At 35.5% G+C, this 18,197-nt stretch carries 18 protein-coding genes; 12 read left to right on the top strand and 6 right to left on the bottom strand.

Going from position 1 to position 18,197, the window contains the following annotated elements; all coding sequences use genetic code 11:
* Positions 1-20: 20 nt before the first annotated feature.
* The 7 genes from AC1RPY_RS04930 to rpsI all read left to right on the top strand — a co-directional run bounded on the left by AC1RPY_RS04930 (position 21) and on the right by rpsI (position 5,030).
* Positions 21-443, top strand: a complete 423-nt coding sequence (locus AC1RPY_RS04930) for a GNAT family N-acetyltransferase (RefSeq protein WP_481761613.1) — start codon at positions 21-23, stop codon at positions 441-443.
* Positions 444-714: 271 nt separating this feature from the next.
* Entirely contained in the window at positions 715-1,560 is an 846-nt protein-coding gene (locus tag AC1RPY_RS04925; protein ID WP_481761612.1) for an energy-coupling factor ABC transporter ATP-binding protein, read from the top strand.
* Positions 1,536-2,414: an energy-coupling factor ABC transporter ATP-binding protein gene (locus AC1RPY_RS04920; RefSeq protein WP_481761611.1), complete on the top strand. Its 879-nt coding sequence runs from the start codon at positions 1,536-1,538 to the stop codon at positions 2,412-2,414. Before AC1RPY_RS04925 ends, AC1RPY_RS04920 begins: the two co-directional genes overlap by 25 nt.
* On the top strand, positions 2,398-3,201 hold the full coding sequence (locus AC1RPY_RS04915; protein ID WP_481761610.1) for an energy-coupling factor transporter transmembrane component T family protein: 804 nt from the start codon (positions 2,398-2,400) through the stop codon (positions 3,199-3,201). Before AC1RPY_RS04920 ends, AC1RPY_RS04915 begins: the two co-directional genes overlap by 17 nt.
* A gap of 12 nt (positions 3,202-3,213) precedes the next feature.
* Positions 3,214-3,978 carry a tRNA pseudouridine(38-40) synthase TruA gene (truA, locus tag AC1RPY_RS04910; RefSeq protein ID WP_409022037.1) on the top strand — a complete coding sequence of 255 codons (765 nt, stop codon included), beginning with the start codon at positions 3,214-3,216 and terminating at the stop codon, positions 3,976-3,978.
* Between the two features lie 202 nt (positions 3,979-4,180).
* A complete protein-coding gene (gene rplM, locus AC1RPY_RS04905; RefSeq protein WP_057974611.1) occupies positions 4,181-4,624 on the top strand; it encodes a 50S ribosomal protein L13 in 444 nt (147 codons plus the stop codon).
* Positions 4,625-4,637: 13 nt separating this feature from the next.
* Positions 4,638-5,030, top strand: coding sequence for a 30S ribosomal protein S9 (gene rpsI / locus AC1RPY_RS04900; RefSeq protein WP_409022038.1), 393 nt, complete (start codon positions 4,638-4,640; stop codon positions 5,028-5,030).
* 561 nt (positions 5,031-5,591) lie between these two features.
* Here rpsI and AC1RPY_RS04895 read toward each other — a convergent pair.
* The 4 genes from AC1RPY_RS04895 to AC1RPY_RS04880 are packed head-to-tail and all read right to left on the bottom strand — an operon-like array spanning position 5,592 to position 9,994.
* The gene (locus AC1RPY_RS04895; RefSeq protein ID WP_481761609.1) at positions 5,592-6,284 is read right to left on the bottom strand and encodes a DUF6287 domain-containing protein; all 693 of its coding nucleotides are present in this window, start codon (positions 6,282-6,284) and stop codon (positions 5,592-5,594) included.
* Positions 6,285-6,309: 25 nt separating this feature from the next.
* A complete protein-coding gene (locus AC1RPY_RS04890) occupies positions 6,310-8,991 on the bottom strand; it encodes an SEC10/PgrA surface exclusion domain-containing protein (RefSeq protein WP_481761608.1) in 2,682 nt (893 codons plus the stop codon).
* Between the two features lie 31 nt (positions 8,992-9,022).
* Entirely contained in the window at positions 9,023-9,388 is a 366-nt protein-coding gene (locus AC1RPY_RS04885; RefSeq protein WP_481761607.1) for a hypothetical protein, read from the bottom strand.
* Positions 9,389-9,424: 36 nt separating this feature from the next.
* Entirely contained in the window at positions 9,425-9,994 is a 570-nt protein-coding gene (locus AC1RPY_RS04880; RefSeq protein ID WP_481761606.1) for a hypothetical protein, read from the bottom strand.
* Between the two features lie 233 nt (positions 9,995-10,227).
* On the opposite strand from AC1RPY_RS04880, the gene AC1RPY_RS04875 reads away from it, so the two are divergent.
* Complete coding sequence (locus AC1RPY_RS04875; protein ID WP_481761605.1) at positions 10,228-10,536, top strand: helix-turn-helix domain-containing protein; 309 nt, start codon at positions 10,228-10,230, stop codon at positions 10,534-10,536.
* A 229-nt stretch (positions 10,537-10,765) separates the two neighbouring features.
* Here the strand turns inward: AC1RPY_RS04875 and AC1RPY_RS04870 are convergent, their stop codons facing one another.
* The gene (locus AC1RPY_RS04870) at positions 10,766-12,010 is read right to left on the bottom strand and encodes an ISL3 family transposase (protein ID WP_481762816.1); all 1,245 of its coding nucleotides are present in this window, start codon (positions 12,008-12,010) and stop codon (positions 10,766-10,768) included.
* Between the two features lie 606 nt (positions 12,011-12,616).
* Here AC1RPY_RS04870 and AC1RPY_RS04865 point away from each other — a divergent pair.
* The 4 genes from AC1RPY_RS04865 (at position 12,617) to AC1RPY_RS04850 (ending at position 17,590) form a co-directional block, all read left to right on the top strand.
* Positions 12,617-14,494, top strand: coding sequence for a glycoside hydrolase family 2 TIM barrel-domain containing protein (locus tag AC1RPY_RS04865; RefSeq protein WP_481761603.1), 1,878 nt, complete (start codon positions 12,617-12,619; stop codon positions 14,492-14,494).
* On the top strand, positions 14,478-15,437 hold the full coding sequence (locus tag AC1RPY_RS04860) for a beta-galactosidase small subunit (protein ID WP_481761602.1): 960 nt from the start codon (positions 14,478-14,480) through the stop codon (positions 15,435-15,437). The genes AC1RPY_RS04865 and AC1RPY_RS04860 overlap by 17 nt, the downstream gene beginning before the upstream one ends.
* Positions 15,438-15,728: 291 nt before the next feature.
* Entirely contained in the window at positions 15,729-17,210 is a 1,482-nt protein-coding gene (gene abc-f, locus AC1RPY_RS04855) for a ribosomal protection-like ABC-F family protein (RefSeq protein WP_481761631.1), read from the top strand.
* A 236-nt stretch (positions 17,211-17,446) separates the two neighbouring features.
* Entirely contained in the window at positions 17,447-17,590 is a 144-nt protein-coding gene (locus AC1RPY_RS04850) for a hypothetical protein (RefSeq protein ID WP_409022043.1), read from the top strand.
* Positions 17,591-17,655: 65 nt separating this feature from the next.
* Here the strand turns inward: AC1RPY_RS04850 and AC1RPY_RS04845 are convergent, their stop codons facing one another.
* Positions 17,656-18,174 (bottom strand): TetR/AcrR family transcriptional regulator, encoded by a 519-nt coding sequence (locus tag AC1RPY_RS04845; RefSeq protein ID WP_481761601.1) that lies wholly within the window; start codon positions 18,172-18,174, stop codon positions 17,656-17,658.
* Between the last annotated feature and the right edge of the window lie 23 nt (positions 18,175-18,197).

Below are 18,197 nucleotides of genomic sequence, written 5' to 3'. Positions count from 1 at the left end.
TCTGTTTAGGGGGTAATGTGATGGCACAAAGTTCAATACAACTTTACCGTTATGATAGTAAATATTTATCGGAAATAACGACATTATTCAACCAAACAATTCAAGAGATTAACCGACAAGATTATTCACAACTAGAAATTAATGAGTGGGTGCAGAATAATCCAGATCTGAGTGCATGGCATAAACGATTAAGTGAATCATTTACGCTACTTGCCATCAAAGATTTAAAGGTCATAGGATTTGGTAACCTTGAAGTAACAGGACATATTGATATGCTGTACGTAGAGAGTTCTATGATTCGACAGCATATCGGAGCGCTTATTTTAACAGAATTAACAAATTACCAAAGGAATGAATTACAAATAAATGTACAAACGGTAGAGGCTTCAATAACTGCTGTCTCTTTTTTTGAACATTATGGGTTTAAAATTATAAAAAGATAAGATAATTATCGACATCAACAAAATCTAGTTAATTATCAAATGGTGAGAGAAATTTAGCTTAAAATGCAGTTCTTAGCGCAATATAAAAAGGTGTGACTAAATGGCTGTTTATTGTTAATTAAGAGCTTAAAAGTACAAAAAATGCATTTTAGATGTATGTTGTATAGATAGGACAACTATAAAGAGTAAAAGTATAAATACACTGAGTTCATTTTGGCCTGTGATATAATGCAAAACGTAAGTTATCTTGTGAATTGTGAGGACAGTAACAATGACTGAATTAATTAAAGTTGATCATTTAAATTATCAATATGAAGCACAAAAAGAAATGAGTGAAATGGCACTTAAAGATGTGTCCTTTACGATTGAAAAAGGTGACTGGGTTGCAATTATTGGTCATAACGGTAGTGGGAAAAGTACATTATCTAAAAATATTAATGGCTTGCTAGCACCTCAATCAGGTGAAATCACAGTAGATGGCCTTATTTTATCACCAGAAACGGTCTGGGATATTCGTCGTAAGATTGGCATCGTTTTTCAAAACCCAGATAACCAGTTTGTGGGAGCAACTGTTGAAGATGACGTTGCATTTGGACTTGAAAACAATGGAATAGAACGTAAAGAAATGCAAGAACGAGTCAGAGACGCGCTTGAACGTGTAGATATGTGGGAGTTTGCGGCCAAGGAACCTGCTAGACTATCTGGGGGACAGAAACAACGTGTCGCAATCGCTGGAATTGTCGCTCTAAGGCCAGAAGTTATCATCTTGGATGAATCAACTAGCATGTTGGATCCAGAAGGTCGTGACGAAGTTTTGAGCCTAATACATCAACTCAAAGAAGAACGTGGGCTAACAATTATTTCAATCACGCATGATATTAATGAAGCGGCAAGTGCTGACAAAATTATGGTTATGGACAAAGGCGAGCTGGTAAAAGAAGGCACACCTGCTGAAATTTTTGCACTTGGTGAACAATTAGTAGATATGGGATTAGATATTCCATATCCAGAACGCTTAAAAGTCGCGCTTAAAAAACGTCATTTTGACATTCCGGACGACTATATGACAGAGGAAGGTATGGTAGATTGGTTATGGCAATTAAATTCAACGAAGTAGCCTTTACCTACCAAAAAGGGACACCTTTTGAAAGTCGGGCGCTACATAATATCAATCTTGAAATTGAGGACGGCTCATTTACAGCAATTGTTGGACATACAGGTTCTGGTAAATCGACCCTATTGCAACATTTAAATGGCCTATTAAAACCAACTGAAGGTAAAATTACAATTGGGAATCAAATCATTACACCAGAAACGGCCAATAAAACGTTAAACGATTTACGAAAACAAGTTGGCATCGTTTTTCAATTTCCAGAAGCACAATTGTTTGAAGAAACGGTTATTAAAGATGTGGCATTTGCGCCAAAAAACTTTGGTAAAACAGATGAAGAAGCTGAGAAAATAGCGACAAAAATGTTGAAGTTAGTTGGATTACCAGAGAATATCTATCAGCAATCACCATTTGACCTCTCTGGTGGTCAAATGCGTCGCGTAGCAATCGCTGGAATTCTGGCTATGGAACCTAAAATCTTGGTTTTAGACGAACCCACAGCAGGATTAGATCCTAAAGGTCGCGTTGATATGATGGCAATGTTCGAAGAACTTCATCGTGAACAAAATTTGACGATTATTCTCGTAACGCATCAGATGGATGATGTGGCAAATTATGCGAATCACGCTATTATCATGTCAAAAGGAACGATTATTAAATCGGGCACACCAAGAGAAGTTTTTGCTGATCCAGAGTTCTTATTAAGTAACCATTTGAACGTGCCAACAACAACGTTATTTTCAAAAAAATTAATTGAAAAAGGCTTTGAATTCAAGGAGATGCCTTTAACAGAGAATGAATTAGCCGACGACCTCGTCACGCTGCTAAGCCAAAATGGAGGTCATGACGCTAATGAATAAGTTGATTTTTGGACGTTACATAGCGGGTGATTCACTCGTTCACCGCATGGATCCGCGTGCTAAATTAGTTTTGAGTTTTTATTTTGTTGGAATAATCTTTATGGCAAATAATTGGCAAAGTTTTTCTATGCTTTTAGTTTTTACGTTAGGATGTATTTTAGCGTCAAAAATTAATATGAGTTTCTTTTTAAAAGGTGTCCGGCCATTAATTTGGCTGATTATCTTTACGGTTGCTTTGCAAATGCTATTTTCAAGTGGTGGCCAAATGTACTGGCATTGGGGGATTTTTAAAATTTCTCAATTTGGTGTGACAAATGGATTATATATTTTTTGCCGATTTATTTTAATTATTTTTATGTCAACATTATTGACGTTGTCAACGGCACCACTCCAACTAGCAGATGCGATTGAATCTTTATTAAAACCACTTAAAGCAATCAAATTTCCAGTTTATGAAATTGCGTTAATGTTATCAATCGCGTTACGTTTTGTCCCTACATTAATGGATGAGACAGAAAAAATTATGAACGCTCAACGAGCTCGAGGTGTGAACTTTGGTCAAGGGTCGCTAATTAAACAAATGCAATCAATTATCCCGTTGTTAATTCCGCTATTTGTAAGTTCGTTCAATCGTGCCGAAGATTTAGCGATTGCCATGGAATCTCGTGGTTACCAGGGTGGAGAAGGTCGAACAAAGTATCGTATTTTAAAATGGCGGACGGCTGATACGTTAGCTTTTGTTTTATTCGCTATCGTTACCGTTGCATTAGTCTACCTCAAAAATTAAGGATGAATAAATATGTCAGTACGTTTTAAAATTACCGTTGCTTATGATGGCGCAGCTTTTGCAGGGTTTCAGAGGCAGCCAAACCAACGGACGGTTGAATCTGTCTTAGAAAAAGCAGTAACAATTATGAGTAAATCAGAAGTACCAGTTAGAATTTATGGTTCAGGCCGAACAGATGCTGGCGTTCATGCCTTAGGACAGGTTTTTCATTTTGACTTCATGCATGAAATTCCGGAAACTAGCATGATGAGAGCATTGAACAGTTTATTGCCACTGGATGTTCAAGTTAAAAAAGCCGAACTTGTCAGTGATGATTTTCATTCACGCTATAGTACGCATGGTAAACGATATATGTATCGTGTTTCTCAAGGTGAATTTACCGACCCATTTAAACGCTTCTACACGGGTCATTATAAATACAAGATAGATATCGCCAAAATTGAAGAAGCATTACCTGATTTAGTTGGCGAACATGATTTTTCTAGTTTCGTGGCGGCAGGTAGCCAGGTTACAGATCACGTTCGGACGATTTATGAGGCAACCGTGAGAGAAGATAAAGAAAACCATGAAATTATTTTTGAATTTTATGGAAATGGCTTTCTGTACAATATGGTCCGAATTTTAGTCGCTACACTCCTAGAAATAGGGAACGGCCGGCGTCCGGTTCATGATATTTTACGGTTATATGAAGTAAAGGATCGACAACAAGCTCGAGAAACAGCTCCGGCGAGTGGATTATATTTAAAAAAGGTTTATTATCCGGACGAATTAGGGTAATATAGAAGTTATTGACAATATGAATACTAAGGCAATTTTAAATCTGAAAAGGTGTTATTTATTTGTGGGATGCCCATAAATTAGATTGACAAATTGACTTTTAATAGTTAATATTATAAATGGTATTGTTTGCCCCACTGATAGGCCCCGGAAACTTATTTGAGTGTCAAACAAACAACATGAAAAAACGGAGGAAACAATCGTGCGTACAACTTATTTAGCAAAAAAAGGCGAAATAGAACGTAAATGGTATGTTATTGATGCAACTGATATTTCTTTAGGTCGCTTATCAACTGTCGTTGCTTCTATCTTACGCGGTAAAAACAAACCAACATTCACACCTAATGTGGATACTGGTGATAACGTTATTGTTATCAATGCAGAAAAGGTTGGTTTAACTGGTCACAAAGCTGACAGAAAATTATACCAACATCATACAGATCATCCAGGTGGTTTAAAAACTCGTACTGCTGGTGATTTCCGTGCCAACGATCCTGAAAAATTGATTGCTTTCTCTGTTAAAGGTATGCTTCCAAAAGGTACTCTTGGTAAAGAACAAGCATTGAAATTACACGTATATCGTGGTGCAGAACATGATCAACAAGCACAACAACCAGAAACTTTAGATATTACAAACTTAATTTAAGGAGGCAATTGAAATGGCTCAAGTCGTATATTCAGGAACAGGTCGTCGTAAAAACTCAGTAGCTCGCGTACGTTTAGTACCAGGTACTGGTAAAATTACTATCAACAACAAAGCAATTGAAGATTACATTCCATTTGCTAACTTACGTGAAGTAGTCTTACAACCATTTAACGCTACAGAAACATTAGGTAGTTATGATGTTTTAGTTAACGCTAATGGTGGTGGCTTCTCAGGTCAAGCTGGCGCAGTTCGCCATGGTATTGCTCGCGCATTACTTACAGTAGATCCAGATTTCCGTGCAGCTCTTAAATCTGCAGGATTACTTACTCGTGATCCTCGTATGAAAGAACGTAAGAAACCAGGTCTTAAGAAAGCTCGTAAAGCAAGCCAATTCTCAAAACGTTAATATATATTTATATCGATATTTTGAAGCACTTCACAAAGCAATTTGTGAGGTGTTTTTTTTGGTATATTGCAGTTGTCACTGGTGAATATTTTTGGTTCTATTGCAACTATTGTTGGTGAATATATTATGGAGGGTGTTGTCACTTTGTGACAACGCCTTTTTTATGTACATAATCCTCATTACAAAGAAAATGTGTTTCCTAAAATTACTGAAATCGTAGGCATTACGTTTAATATGTTTCAATTCATTGTTAGTTTCTTAAAGTTGGCCACTAGAATAACGTAGTAGCCTAATAGAGATGCCCGCCATCCGTAGCTAACAATTTGATTATGTTGAGAACTCTGCAGGGGTGTCAGGCATTTTTGAAGGTAATCTAAAGTACCATAAACTCCGATGACTGCTGGATTAAGGAGTGCTTTCAGCAAATTTCATATTTAGTAAAACCTTAGTATTATTTGTCATAGGAGACTCTTTTTAGTGTCATACAAAAAAATCTGTTGCCAGTGATAGATTTTTCTATCACTGGCAACAGATATTGTAGACCTTCTATTTATATATATATTAACTTTGGCTGTAAACCGCGGTCACTGAGTTACTACTTGACCAAACAACAATCAGATTCTGCTTGTTCGTTTCTTCACCAGTATTAACACCATATTCGTGACTAGTCCCTTTGGGATAGAACATGACGGACCAATTAATAGAAACATCACTTGCATTACTTAAGCTGGCGGTTAAGATATTATTAGCAACTTCAAATTTCGTCGCATGCAGCCCATTCTGATCTTTTAAGCCAGCTTTATTTAATGTAAACGAAGATGATGACACTAGACTATCTTTAGTAATATTTAACGGCTGAACATCATCAAGTGGTAAGTCGCGTCCCCGTGCTTCTAACTTCACAATTTGCCACTGACCGACGATACTGCTGTAATCACTGACTTGAATTTGATCTAAATTCATCTGTTTTGGTTGATTTACTTCTTTGGCAGGCGTCTTTTTAATCGTATTTACTTTTTTTGACGACTGCGCTTTTTTCTTATCTGACACGGATTCTTTTTTTGGTTGATTTACTTCTTTAGTATGCGTCTTTTTAGTTGTATCTGCTTTTTTTGACGACTGCGCCTTTTTCTTATCTGACACGGATACTTGTTTTGGCTGACTTGTTTGCTCAGACTGTGACTTTTGTTGCCCACACGCTGTTAATAAAGCAACCATTACGATACTAGTCATTACAAGTAAAGGCTTCTTCATCTCAATTCCTCCTTACAATAACGAATTAGTGTTTACGACGGCGCGTTCCTGCAAGTCCAAAGAGACTAACGGCACCAACAAGAGCTGCACCAATCACTGAAACGACTGACGAATTAGTTTCGTCAGTTTGTGGTAATACCGAAGCACCTAATATTTTAGCGTTATTGATTTCTGAATGATCAGCAGCTTTAAGACGTGATGTTGATGTATTATTGCTTGGTGCAACAATACCATTGTTGTCAGTCGTGTCTTTAGCTGTTTCACTACCTTTAGCAACAACAGAACCAGTTACGTTACCTTTATCTGAACCATTGTCTGAACCTGTTACATGACCAGTATGTGAACCAGAATCGTTATCAGTACCAGTTGATGGTTTGTCAACATTGTTCAAAGCATCTTCGATGTCTTTTTCATGTTGTAATTTAGCTAATGCAGCTTGTGCATCGTCTAAAGCTTTCTTAGATGCATCAGCGATTGCTTGTAACTTCGCATATTGTGCATCGTCAGCAACGGAAGCAGCTTGTGCATCTTCGGCAGCTTTAACAGCCTCGTCGTATGCTTTTTTAGCAGCTTCAACAGCTTTTGTTGCGTCAACTAAGTTAGCTTCAGCATTCTTTAAGTCATCTAAATGATTTGTTTTTTCGCCAAGTGCGTCTTGACCAGCTTTTAAAGCTGCTTGAGCGGCACTTAATTTAGCAGTTGCATCTTTTAATGCAGTTTTAGCAGTAACTAATTTAGCATTAGCTGCGTCTAAAGTCATGTGTTTTTGAGCTTGTGTTGTTTTAGTTGTAGCTAAGGCAGCTTGTGCATCTTTTAAAGCTTGTTGTTTTTGAGGCATTGATGCATTTAAATCATCAACAACTGTTTGTGCATTTTTAACAGCTACAGTAGCAGTTTTAACATCGTTTTGTGCTTTAGTTAAGGCTGTGTGTGCTGTTGCTTGTTTTGTTTTAGCAGTTGCTAAAGCAGTTTTAGCTGTAGCTAAGGCTTGGTTAGCTTTAACTGTTTGTGATTTAGCTGCTGCAAGAGCTGCATCAGCAGTTTTTGAAGTTGCTGTTTTAGCAGTAACGTCGCTTGCTAATTTATCAATTTGAGCTTGACTGACAGTTCCAGATTCAACAGGTGTAGTGCTAAATTTAGAAGCGTCGTTAACATCATAGTCATCAACAAAGTTAAAGAAACTTGTTAAGAAGATATTACCGTTAGATTGTTTAAATTGACCGAAGCCAAGACCGAACCATGTGTTATTGGCAGGTGTATATGTTGCCATAATGCCAGCAACACTTACGGCATGGCCCCATTCACCCCCATTGAATAAGAAGGCATTCATTGAATCATAGATAGATTTCTTGAAAGCATCAAGACTAAGATTCCAACCATTTTCAGATGATTTATCGAAGATAGTATTCATATCTTGTTGTGTTAAGTATGTTAATCCCATACCGTTAGCAATGCTGTTGTTTAATGCATTGTCATGACCATCATCAGGATCGTTATTCTTAGATGTATAAGCATCGCCGATTGATTGACCTAATTTTTTAGAACCTTCTGAGACTTCAACTTGTGTGCTACCAAAACGGTCACGCACTTCATTTAATAATTGTTTAGCATATTCATTTAAGTCATCAAGATATTTGTTTAAATCTGATTGGTTGTTAATATGAACAGTTTTATCTTGGTCATTTGAAATGTAGCCGCCATTTAATGCCCATTCTTTTTCAGTTGCAGCTGTTAAACTGTCAATGACATCTTGATAATTAGCGTCAGCTGATGAAGCATCTGAATAAGCCTTTAAGGCATTAATGTAGTCTTGGCTTAAGTTGATGTGATTTTGGTTAGCTTGATGATTACCTTGTTGTTTCTTAGCATCATCTAATGCTTTTTGAGCAGTATCTTTAGCTTTTTGAGCAGCGTCAGCTTTAGCTTTAGCATCATTTTGTTGTTTGTTAGCATCAGTTACGCCAGTTTGAGCGTTATTAACATTGTTTTGTGCGTCAGCAATATTCTTGTCAGCTTGGTCAGCACCTTTTTGAGCATTGTCTTCAGTTGTTTGAGCTTGATCCAAGTTATCTTTGGCATTGCTTAAATTCTTGTCGGCTTCGGCTGAACCTTTGCCATCAAGGTTATTTTGAGCATTATCAACGTTTTCTTGAGCTTTATCAGCATCTTTATCAGATTGGTCAGCACCTTTTTGGGCTTCATCAACGCCAGTTTGAGCATTATCGACATCTGTTTTACCTTTATCAACATCTGTTTTAGCGTTATCAACGTCTTGACCTAATTGGTTATTTGTTTTGTCTTGTTCGTCAACTGCATCTTGAGCGTTATTGATAGATTCATCAGTTGCGTTATCAGCAGTATTTTGCGCATTTTGTTGATTATCAACAGCACTGTTTAAATCTTCTTGTGATTGATTAGCATTTTCTTCAGTTTGACCAGCATTGTCTTTAGAAGCATCGGCTGTGTCTTTAGAAGTATCAGCAGCACTTTGATCTTTGTCAGCTGTATCTTTGGCATTATCAACGTCAGTTTGAGCGTCTTTAATATCGTCATCTAATTTTTGACTGTTAGATTGAACTGTTTGAGTATGAGTTGTTTCAGTTGAGTCGGGTGTAGTTGTTGCAGCGTTTGCCGTTGTTGTAGCACCAACGACAGTAACTCCAGCGATTAATGCACTTGATAATAAAGTAATGTTTGATTTTTTCATAATATAAAATATCCTCCCAATAAATTAATAATTATTTAGCAACCTGTTCAAATTTTAACCCCTCTAATAAAAATCCGAAGCCCATCATTTGTGAACCAGTTACGGAATTAAGTGTAAATGTTTTTTTATCTTTGTCTAAACTAGCTTTCATTGTATAATCATCAAATTTCATGGTAAGTTTACCGTCTTCAATTTCATAAGTACCTTGGTCTGACTTTTTATCAGTTTCAACTTTAGTCACAGTGTTTCCTTTAAACTTCAACTCAAATTTGGAACCACCCATGTCGGAAATATAGCTTCCATCCATCTTATTTGAATTGCCCATCATAAACATAGCCACAATAATAACTATAGCTACTATACTGACACCGGTAATAATATTTGCTTTTTTTGACATTTTTTCTCCATTTTTATAAATTTAATATAATAAATCTTATTTTCTGAACGAATTAAATGCACTGACGGTTGAGGACATAGCTGCCAAGCGTGCATTTGAGGCAATATCTTGTTGTAAGCCTCTCATTTCTTCCTGCATTGAAAGTTGAGTTTCTTGGAATTGTTGTGTTTCTAAAATGTTAAAGGCTTCTTGCAAATCACGTGCCCGAGTTTCATCAATTAATTTCCAAAGACGAAAAATATCGAAATAGTTGTAGAATTTCTCTGGGAATCCTTGCTTGCCTGCAATATAATCTTCATTTGCCATTTCAGCGTCCAAGTCTGCTAAGGCTTGTGTTTTAGATTCATTACCCGGCATAATATAAACAAAATATTTAAAAGCAAATAGCGCGATAACAGCAATGATGAATGGCATCGCCGCACTTGTCTGACTAGTAATCATAAAAAGAACAATTAAAACGACTAATGCGATGATTATTCCTCGAAATTTTTTCTTACCTTTTTCAATCTTAGCCTCTGCTTCACGAATTTGTTGTTGGATAACTGCAGCTCCCGCTGTAACACTTCTTTTTGCCATTAAAAAATCTAAAAGTTCTTCTTTATTCATAATTTTCTCCCTTTTCTTTGAACGAATTATTAACCAACCTTTACCAAACGATCCCTATAAAATCTCCTCCCCCAAAAAAGTAATTTATATCTTGCACTATCTTCACATGATATATTTTATCTCAAAAATATACTCAATACTACCTTTTTATGTAACTTTATAGGTATACTGAGAGCTTTGAAAGTGTGCGCACTTAATTTATCATTAAACATATGGATAAATAGGAGCGATTTATGATTATACTTGTGGGCACTTTCATTCGGAAAAAGCGAAAAGAATTAGGACTTACAATTGAAGAATTGGCAGAAATGGCGGACGTATCCGCCAGCTATTTGGCTCGACTCGAAAGAGGACAATTAGACGATACGAGTACAAGAAAGTTGGAACTAGTTCTGAATGCCTTACAATTAAATTTGGCTGATATATTAATGAGTAATGATTTTAACGACATTTATACGCCCGAATTAATTAACAGATTGAAAAGCATGACCACAGATGATAGAATGCGTATCTCTAAAGCGTTACTGGAAATCTTGAAATAGAAATTGATTAGACATATATTAAATGGGTAGAGAGTGTGTAAAGCATAAAAAAAGACACCATTAATGGTGTCTTGACTAGTCTATTTTATGGTGTTAATTTTATCTCGTATTATGGATTTTATTCAATGTTGTTCCTTTTTCAATATTGTAAAGTATTGATACAAGTGGATTCAAATAGATAAGATTCCATGAAGTATTAATCGATAATTCTCAAAACGCTAATATATATTTATATCGATATTTTGAAGCACTTCACAAAGCAATTTGTGAGGTGTTTTTTTGTATGGATTTTAAGTGTATAAAATATTCTAGTTCGGAATCTACGAAAATTTCTAAATTCAAAACCAACGCGTTTAATGACCTTAATTTTATTGTTTATTCCTTCTAAAGGACCGTTAGTATAATAATAGCCAAAATTATTTTTAATCTCAGAATGGTGACAAAGCAACGTTTCAATACTTTTAAGCATTTCTTCAGAACACCTTTCGGTGTTTCTAACTGTAAAATCATAAGATTTCCAGTCCTTCAACCGAATGGTTGATCTTATTTGGTTCATGAGTTCATATGATTTATTTAGTTCAGGATGAATCGCTAATAAATGATCAACGACATTTGTTTCTGTTGTTAGGTATGGGAAATAAGTCCATTTCTTGAAATTTTTAAAATCTAAGGTTTCAGAAGGTTTTAACAGGAGCTTCCAGTAACGTTTTAGTGCTTTGTAGTCTTGTGATGATTTTGAAAGTTCTTTCATCAGTCTAATTCTAGTTTTAGTGAATCCACGATTCACTGAATTGATAATATGAAAGGTATCTATGATGACAATCGCGTTAGGAAAGACTTCTTTGGCTAGTTTAGGATAGGTATAATTCATATCAGTTACGATAATTTTCACGTTTTTTCTAGCTGCAGCTGAGTAACGATAAAAATAACGTTCTATTTGATAGAATCTTCTAAAAGATAAAAGTTTGATTAATTCATGGTTACTAGCATCCATAAATTCAAAACTCATGGCATCTGTAGCTGATTTGGTACTCTTGACTTCGTCAAGTAGGAGTACTTTAGGTAAAAATTTATAATTAGGTTTAAAATCACGTTCAAAGGTCATTAAAATACGACCTACAAAGGAATCAGGATTCGAAATTTCATTAGCAATATGAGTTAAAGAAACGGATTCCGCTAATTTAGTTAAACAGAGCTGTTTAGATAGATTGGAAATCGTACAATTTTTAGGAACCACACTTGTTTGGACAAGGAAGTATGACTGCCGCTCATGACAGCTAAAGTATCTTCGTTTGAGTGATAAAATGATACATTTACCAAAAAATTTAGGGTAGCGTATGGGTGTTTGACGCCAACTATACCTGATAATCTGTCCTTCGTTTTTAATATCACAATTTGGACAATCCCTTCGGCTGGTAATCAAGAACACGGTTAAATCGAGTGACACCGTCATTAGAAGACTGATAATCAACAATCGTTAGACTACTGTCTTTTATTTTAAGCCAAAATTTAGTATGATTAGGCATGCGGAGAGTTCCATCTTTCTTATTAATTCATCTGTGGTGGTTGAGGGATAATGAACATGGATGAACTCGTAACCAAAAGTCTTATGACTTTTGGCTTTTTTTTGTTATTATACAAAAAAACTGTCATCAGTAATAGTTTTTACACTAGTCCCAACAACAGATAGTACAGAGCCTTTTTATTGTATTTAAAATTTAAAGATATTTCCTTCTATTTGGAATATTCGTTGGGTTTTGGGAGCAACTACTGATAATAACCTAGCTAAAACACAAAGAAAAGTAAAGGGTATATAAACGATTTCTCCTCCCTTTACATTTTTTCATTTTTGCAGAAGGATTAATACAGCAATCGATACTGAAACTTACTGCAAAAATCAATTAAAAGGCCCAAAGGAAGAAGTTAATCAATTTTACACAAAATAAAAATGAGATTACCGTATTTTCACTTAAATCTAATTTTTTTTATTGTCTCAATTTTATAATGCTTTTTGACAACCTCCAAAAGAAAACATATACTTAATTATGAAAACGCTTTTATATAAAACGGAGGCAAACAGATGACACCAGAAATTGAATGGCTAGATACACCAACCGTTTTTCGTGTTGGACAGGTACCAGCTCACAGTGATCATAAGTACTATGCAACTCAAGCAGAAATGTTACAACAAAAAAGTTCATTTGAACAATCTTTGAATGGAACTTGGAAATTTAGTTACAGCACTAATGCAGCAAGTCGACCAAAAAATTTCTATCAGACTGACTTTGATGCAGAACAATTTGACACAATTCCAGTACCACAGCATATTGAATTATCAGGATATGAGCAATTACATTATATTAATACGATGTATCCTTGGGAAGGACATGAATATAGACGACCTGCTTTTTCAGATACTGATTTAAATCAGTATGCTGGAATGTTTAGTGATGCAGAATATAATCCAGTAGGTTCATATTTAAACCATTTTGACTTGGAACCAACTCTTCAAAATAAACGCGTTATTATCCGTTTTGAAGGTGTTGAACAGGCAATGTACGTCTGGTTGAATGGACATTTTCTAGGATACGCAGAAGATAGTTTTACACCAAGCGAATTTGACCTGACACCTTATTTAAAAGATAAGGATAATTGTTTGGCAGTTGAAGTGCATAAACGAAGTTCTGCAGCCTTCATTGAAGACCAAGACTTTTTCCGTTTCTTCGGAATTTTTCGTGATGTGACACTGTTAGCACAACCTGCAACACATTTAGATGATTTTTGGGTGATTCCTGATTACGATAGTGGACAAAAAACAGGACAAGTAGATTTACAACTTCATTTTAGTGGGGCAGAACAACGTGTCCGTGTCACATTCAAAGACCAAGATGCGGTGTTATTTAGCGATGAATTAATGAGTGGGTCAGATGTCGAAAAACACTACAATTTAGCACAACCAGTGACTGCTTGGCAGAATGACCGGCCTTATTTATATACATTACAATTAGAAATTTTAGATGCTGATGGGCAATTAATTGAAATTATCCAACAACCAGTTGGTTTTCGCAAAATTGAAATTAAGAATCGCGTGATGTTATTAAATGGTGAACGATTAATTATCAATGGTGTTAATCGTCATGAGTGGAACCCTAAATCAGGAAGAACCATTTCAGATAATGATGAAGCTTGGGATGTTGACTGTATGCAACGTAACAATATTAACGCAGTTCGGACGTCACATTATCCAGATCGATTATCTTTTTACAATCGTTGTGATCAGGCTGGTATTTATATGATGGCTGAAACCAACTTAGAATCACATGGTTCTTGGCAGAAAATGGGTGAAGTTGAGCCTTCTTGGAATGTGCCCGGCTCATCGGATCAATGGGAAGCAGCCGTTTTAGACCGCGCTAAAAGTAATTTTGAGTTATTTAAAAATCATCCCTCAGTTTTATTTTGGTCATTGGGTAACGAATCATACGCCGGCAGTGTCTTAGCGAAAATGAATGAGTACTATAAACAAAAAGATTCGACACGTTTAGTTCATTATGAAGGTGTTTTCCGTGCGCCTGAATACAAAGATGTCATTTCAGATGTTGAAAGTCGGATGTATGCAACACCAGCCGAAATTAAAGACTATCTAGAAAATTCACCACAAAAACCATTTATCTTGTGTGAGTATATGCATGATATGGGTAATTCATTGGGCGGGATGAAATCATATATTGATTTATTACAACAATATGAATCCTATCAAGGTGGTTTCATCTGGGACTTTATCGATCAAGCATTGTTAGTTGAAGATCCCGTCACAGGTCAAAATGAGTTGCGTTATGGTGGCGATTTTGATGATCGACCATCTGATTATGCATTTTCGGGTGATGGACTCGTTTTTGCCACACGTAATGAAAAACCAGCAATGCAGGAGGTAAAATACTATTATGGCACAGATAAATAAGCAGTTAACTGTCATTTACGGAGATGTCACACTCGGTTTAAAAGGAAATGATTTTCATTATATTTTCTCCTATCAAACGGGTGGCCCAGAATCTTTTAGAATTCAAGGTAAAGAGTGGCTTTATCGCTCACCAAAACCGACTTTTTGGCGTGCAACAACGGATAACGATCAGGGGAGTCAGTTTCCAGTAAAGTCAGGGATGTGGTTGGCCGCTGATCAATTCAGTAATTGTCAATCAGTTAAAGTTGCTATTAATGGTAAACCAATTGCGTTACCGATTGCACCAGAAAATAATCGTTACACTAACCATGAAGTCGCTGAAAAAGTGGCTATAAGTTATATCTATAACACACTGACTGTGCCGCAAACGCAAGTGACGGTCACTTATACTGTTGAAGCAACCGGAAAAATGAATGTTGCAGTTTCATACCAAGGAAAAGCTGGATTACCCTCATTACCTGTTTTTGGGTTGCGATTTATTATGCCCACACCAGCGACTCGTTTTTGTTACCAAGGATTATCAGGAGAAACTTATCCAGATAGAATGGCCGGAGGAATTCCAGGCCGATATGAAGTTCAAGGGTTACCAGTGACACCATACTTAGTTCCGCAAGATTGTGGTGTGCATATGCAAAATGATTGGGTAACTGTTTATCGACAGTCTGTTCTGGATAATCGTATGCAACAGGCTTCTGAAACGGGTTTAACATTCAGTGCGGTTGATCAACCAATTGCGTTTAGTTGTTTACCTTATACAGCTGAAGAATTAGAAAATGCGACACATCATAGCGAATTACCAGCGGAACATCGTACCGTTTTATCGATTCTAGGCGCCGTTCGAGGTGTTGGTGGTATTGATAGTTGGGGTAGTGATGTTGAGGATGACTATCAAATTGATGCGATGAAGGATATTGCTTACCAATTTAATATCACATTTGATTAATTTGCCTATCTACCATAACTATAGTAGACTGTAAATAATTAATAAACAGGGAGTGTGAAGTGCATTGGTAAATACAAATCGTTAATCGAATAACTGTCGACTAAACAAGGGACGAAGTGTGTCTTTTTATGCATGTTGACTATTCAAACGGTTTGCAATATCAATTCTTTTTCACATCTGAAAGAACCACTTTTTTTGATGGATAACGATTGAAGAGCATATAACTGTATGCTCTTTTTTTGTAGAATCAAATGGATAGTTTAGCGGTCGACCTCACAAAGAAATGAGGTAATTACTATAGGAACAATACAAATTAAACAATTAAGTTTTCAATATGATGGACAATTAGCACCAATTTTTAAAAATGTTGATTTACAATTAGATGCCAGCTGGAAGTTAGGTCTAATTGGTAGAAATGGTCGCGGAAAAACGACTTTATTTAGAATTTTACAAAATCAATTACAGTACCAAGGAAAGATTAGAACAGATTTAGAATTTCAGTATTTTCCTCAAACAGTTGTTAAACCAGAAGAGTCAGTGTGGCTGGTTATCAAGAGTATCACAGACTTACAAGACTATGATCAGTGGCAAATTTTAATCGAATTAGATAAACTTGGACTATCTGAAAAATTATTGACGGAACCATTTAATCAATTAAGTCCAGGACAGCAAACTAAGATATTATTAGCCAGCTTATTTGTTGGCGAAGGTAAATTTCAATTAATAGATGAACCGACTAATCATTTAGATGAAAACGGTCGAAAAATTATTTCTGATTATCTAAGACAAAAACAAGGATTTATTTTAATCAGTCATGATCGTTATTTTTTAAATAATATTATTGATCATGTTATTTCAATTGATCGCGCTAAAATCAGTCAATTTAAGGGTAATTATAATACGTGGGCTGACGAAAATACGTCACGAAATAATTGGGAATATAATGAAAAAGAAAAATTACAACATGATATTAAACGATTAGAAGGTGCTTCACGGAAAAAATCGGGTTGGGCTAATCAGACTGAGGCGAAAGTATCTGGTGCGACAGACAGAGGATTTATTAGCCACAAGGCAGCTAAATCTATGAAACGGGTACTAAGTATTAAAAAACGTGCCGATAAAGCAGTAGAAGAGAAAAAATCTTTACTTAAGAATATTGATGTGGCAGATCTTTTAACGTTGAATTTTGAAAAATTAGTGTCAGATAAGACTTTACTAGAGGTAATTGGCTTATCAGCATTTCGTAAACAATTGCCGGTAAATAAACCGGTAGATTTTAAATTAAAGATGGGAGAGCGCGTTATTCTTCAGGGTGAAAATGGTTCTGGTAAATCGAGCGTTATCGCTGCTATACTAGGTCAATTAAAGTATCAAGGGCAATACAAATTTGCAACACCTTTAAAAGTGAGCTGGTTACCGCAAAATTTTGATGGTTTATCTGGTTCTTTACAAGAATTCGCTGCAGAAAAAAATGTTTCTTATTCTTTAATGTTGGATACATTAAGAAAACTTGGTTTTGAACGTTATGAATTTGATAAAGATATCAGTCAAATGAGCATGGGCCAAAAGAGAAAAGTGGCTTTGAGTCGTTCGTTGGTTGAACCAGCAAATATATATATTTGGGATGAGCCACTTAATTATCTAGATGTTATCACGCGTCAACAAATTCAAGATGTTATTCTGGCTTTTCAACCACCGATGTTAATCATTGATCATGATAAAGAATTCGTTGAAAAGGTTGGAACAAAATTCGTTGAGATTGAACATTATTAGTGAATGGTTAATTAAAGGCATCCAATTTATACGTCTATTGATATCAAGATAGTCGTAATGATATACTGTTAAGAGCATAGTTATTTTAACTGTATACTGATTAGCGGGGCATACAGAATTAAAATCGACGTAAGTTGAATAATAAAAGATCAACTTTATTTGAAGGCATGTATTCATAATATGAATCTTTAACTTTGAAAGAAATTGTTAATTAATAGAGCAAGGAGGAAACATTAATGGCTGATAAAGCAAAGACTGATAGAGATAAAATGCTAGAAATTATCAAAAAGAAACAAACTGATGGCGGAAACTTCAATAAGAAGGCTACTGCTAGAAATGATCGTACTAAAATGCGTAAGGGTCCTAAGATTTTTAAATAGAGGTTTAGACTTAGCTCAGATAAATATCTGGGCTATTTTTTTAATCATTAAAATCTAGCATACTTTTACTGAATCAATTCCAATATATCTGCAGTAACTTCTTCAGCTGTAGCAGGACTACCACTACTAATCCATTGCAACATCGTTCGTAGAACGCCACCAAGAATGAACGTTTTTTGAGTATTATTTAGCCGACTGATACTAGGCGTATCTTTAAGAATCTTTTCAAAATAAGTATAAAAAGAATCTTCCAATAAATAAACAATATCATTTTTAATTAGGATATCCATAAATTCAGAATCATTATGCCAATAGTTAAAAGCTAGCTTGAAAATGTTTTTCAAACTAATTTCTGTTTGATTGGACTTGAGTTCGGCGTAAAACTGGTCAAATAAGTAATCGGACCGAGTTAGTAAAATCGCGTCCTTATTTTCAAAATTACGATAGAAAGTCAGCCGGGCAACTCCGGCTTTTTTTGTGATTTCAGTTATTGTGATTTCTTGATAAGATTTTATTTTTAATAAGTCAATTAAAGAATCAATAATCAAATTTTTACTTAATTTTGCTTGGTTATTTTCCGTCATTTTTTATATCTCCTTGAAGTGTA

The sequence above is a fragment of the Dellaglioa sp. CoH-56-MRSF-12 genome (genome assembly GCF_056782075.1).
The sequence above is the reverse complement of the archived record's forward strand: the minus strand, read 5'-3'. Positions and strand labels throughout refer to the sequence as shown.

Coding starts and splice junctions, on each gene's coding strand:
- AC1RPY_RS04890 (WP_481761608.1), bottom strand. CDS start 8,991: ATGAAAAAATCAAACATTACTTTATTATCAAGTGCATTAATCGCTGGA.
- AC1RPY_RS04860 (WP_481761602.1), top strand. CDS start 14,478: ATGGCACAGATAAATAAGCAGTTAACTGTCATTTACGGAGATGTCACA.
- AC1RPY_RS04880 (WP_481761606.1), bottom strand. CDS start 9,994: ATGAATAAAGAAGAACTTTTAGATTTTTTAATGGCAAAAAGAAGTGTT.
- AC1RPY_RS04920 (WP_481761611.1), top strand. CDS start 1,536: ATGGCAATTAAATTCAACGAAGTAGCCTTTACCTACCAAAAAGGGACA.
- AC1RPY_RS04895 (WP_481761609.1), bottom strand. CDS start 6,284: ATGAAGAAGCCTTTACTTGTAATGACTAGTATCGTAATGGTTGCTTTA.
- truA (WP_409022037.1), top strand. CDS start 3,214: ATGTCAGTACGTTTTAAAATTACCGTTGCTTATGATGGCGCAGCTTTT.
- AC1RPY_RS04930 (WP_481761613.1), top strand. CDS start 21: ATGGCACAAAGTTCAATACAACTTTACCGTTATGATAGTAAATATTTA.
- AC1RPY_RS04915 (WP_481761610.1), top strand. CDS start 2,398: ATGACGCTAATGAATAAGTTGATTTTTGGACGTTACATAGCGGGTGAT.
- AC1RPY_RS04865 (WP_481761603.1), top strand. CDS start 12,617: ATGACACCAGAAATTGAATGGCTAGATACACCAACCGTTTTTCGTGTT.
- AC1RPY_RS04885 (WP_481761607.1), bottom strand. CDS start 9,388: ATGTCAAAAAAAGCAAATATTATTACCGGTGTCAGTATAGTAGCTATA.
- AC1RPY_RS04875 (WP_481761605.1), top strand. CDS start 10,228: ATGATTATACTTGTGGGCACTTTCATTCGGAAAAAGCGAAAAGAATTA.
- AC1RPY_RS04925 (WP_481761612.1), top strand. CDS start 715: ATGACTGAATTAATTAAAGTTGATCATTTAAATTATCAATATGAAGCA.
- AC1RPY_RS04845 (WP_481761601.1), bottom strand. CDS start 18,174: ATGACGGAAAATAACCAAGCAAAATTAAGTAAAAATTTGATTATTGAT.
- rpsI (WP_409022038.1), top strand. CDS start 4,638: ATGGCTCAAGTCGTATATTCAGGAACAGGTCGTCGTAAAAACTCAGTA.
- AC1RPY_RS04850 (WP_409022043.1), top strand. CDS start 17,447: ATGGCTGATAAAGCAAAGACTGATAGAGATAAAATGCTAGAAATTATC.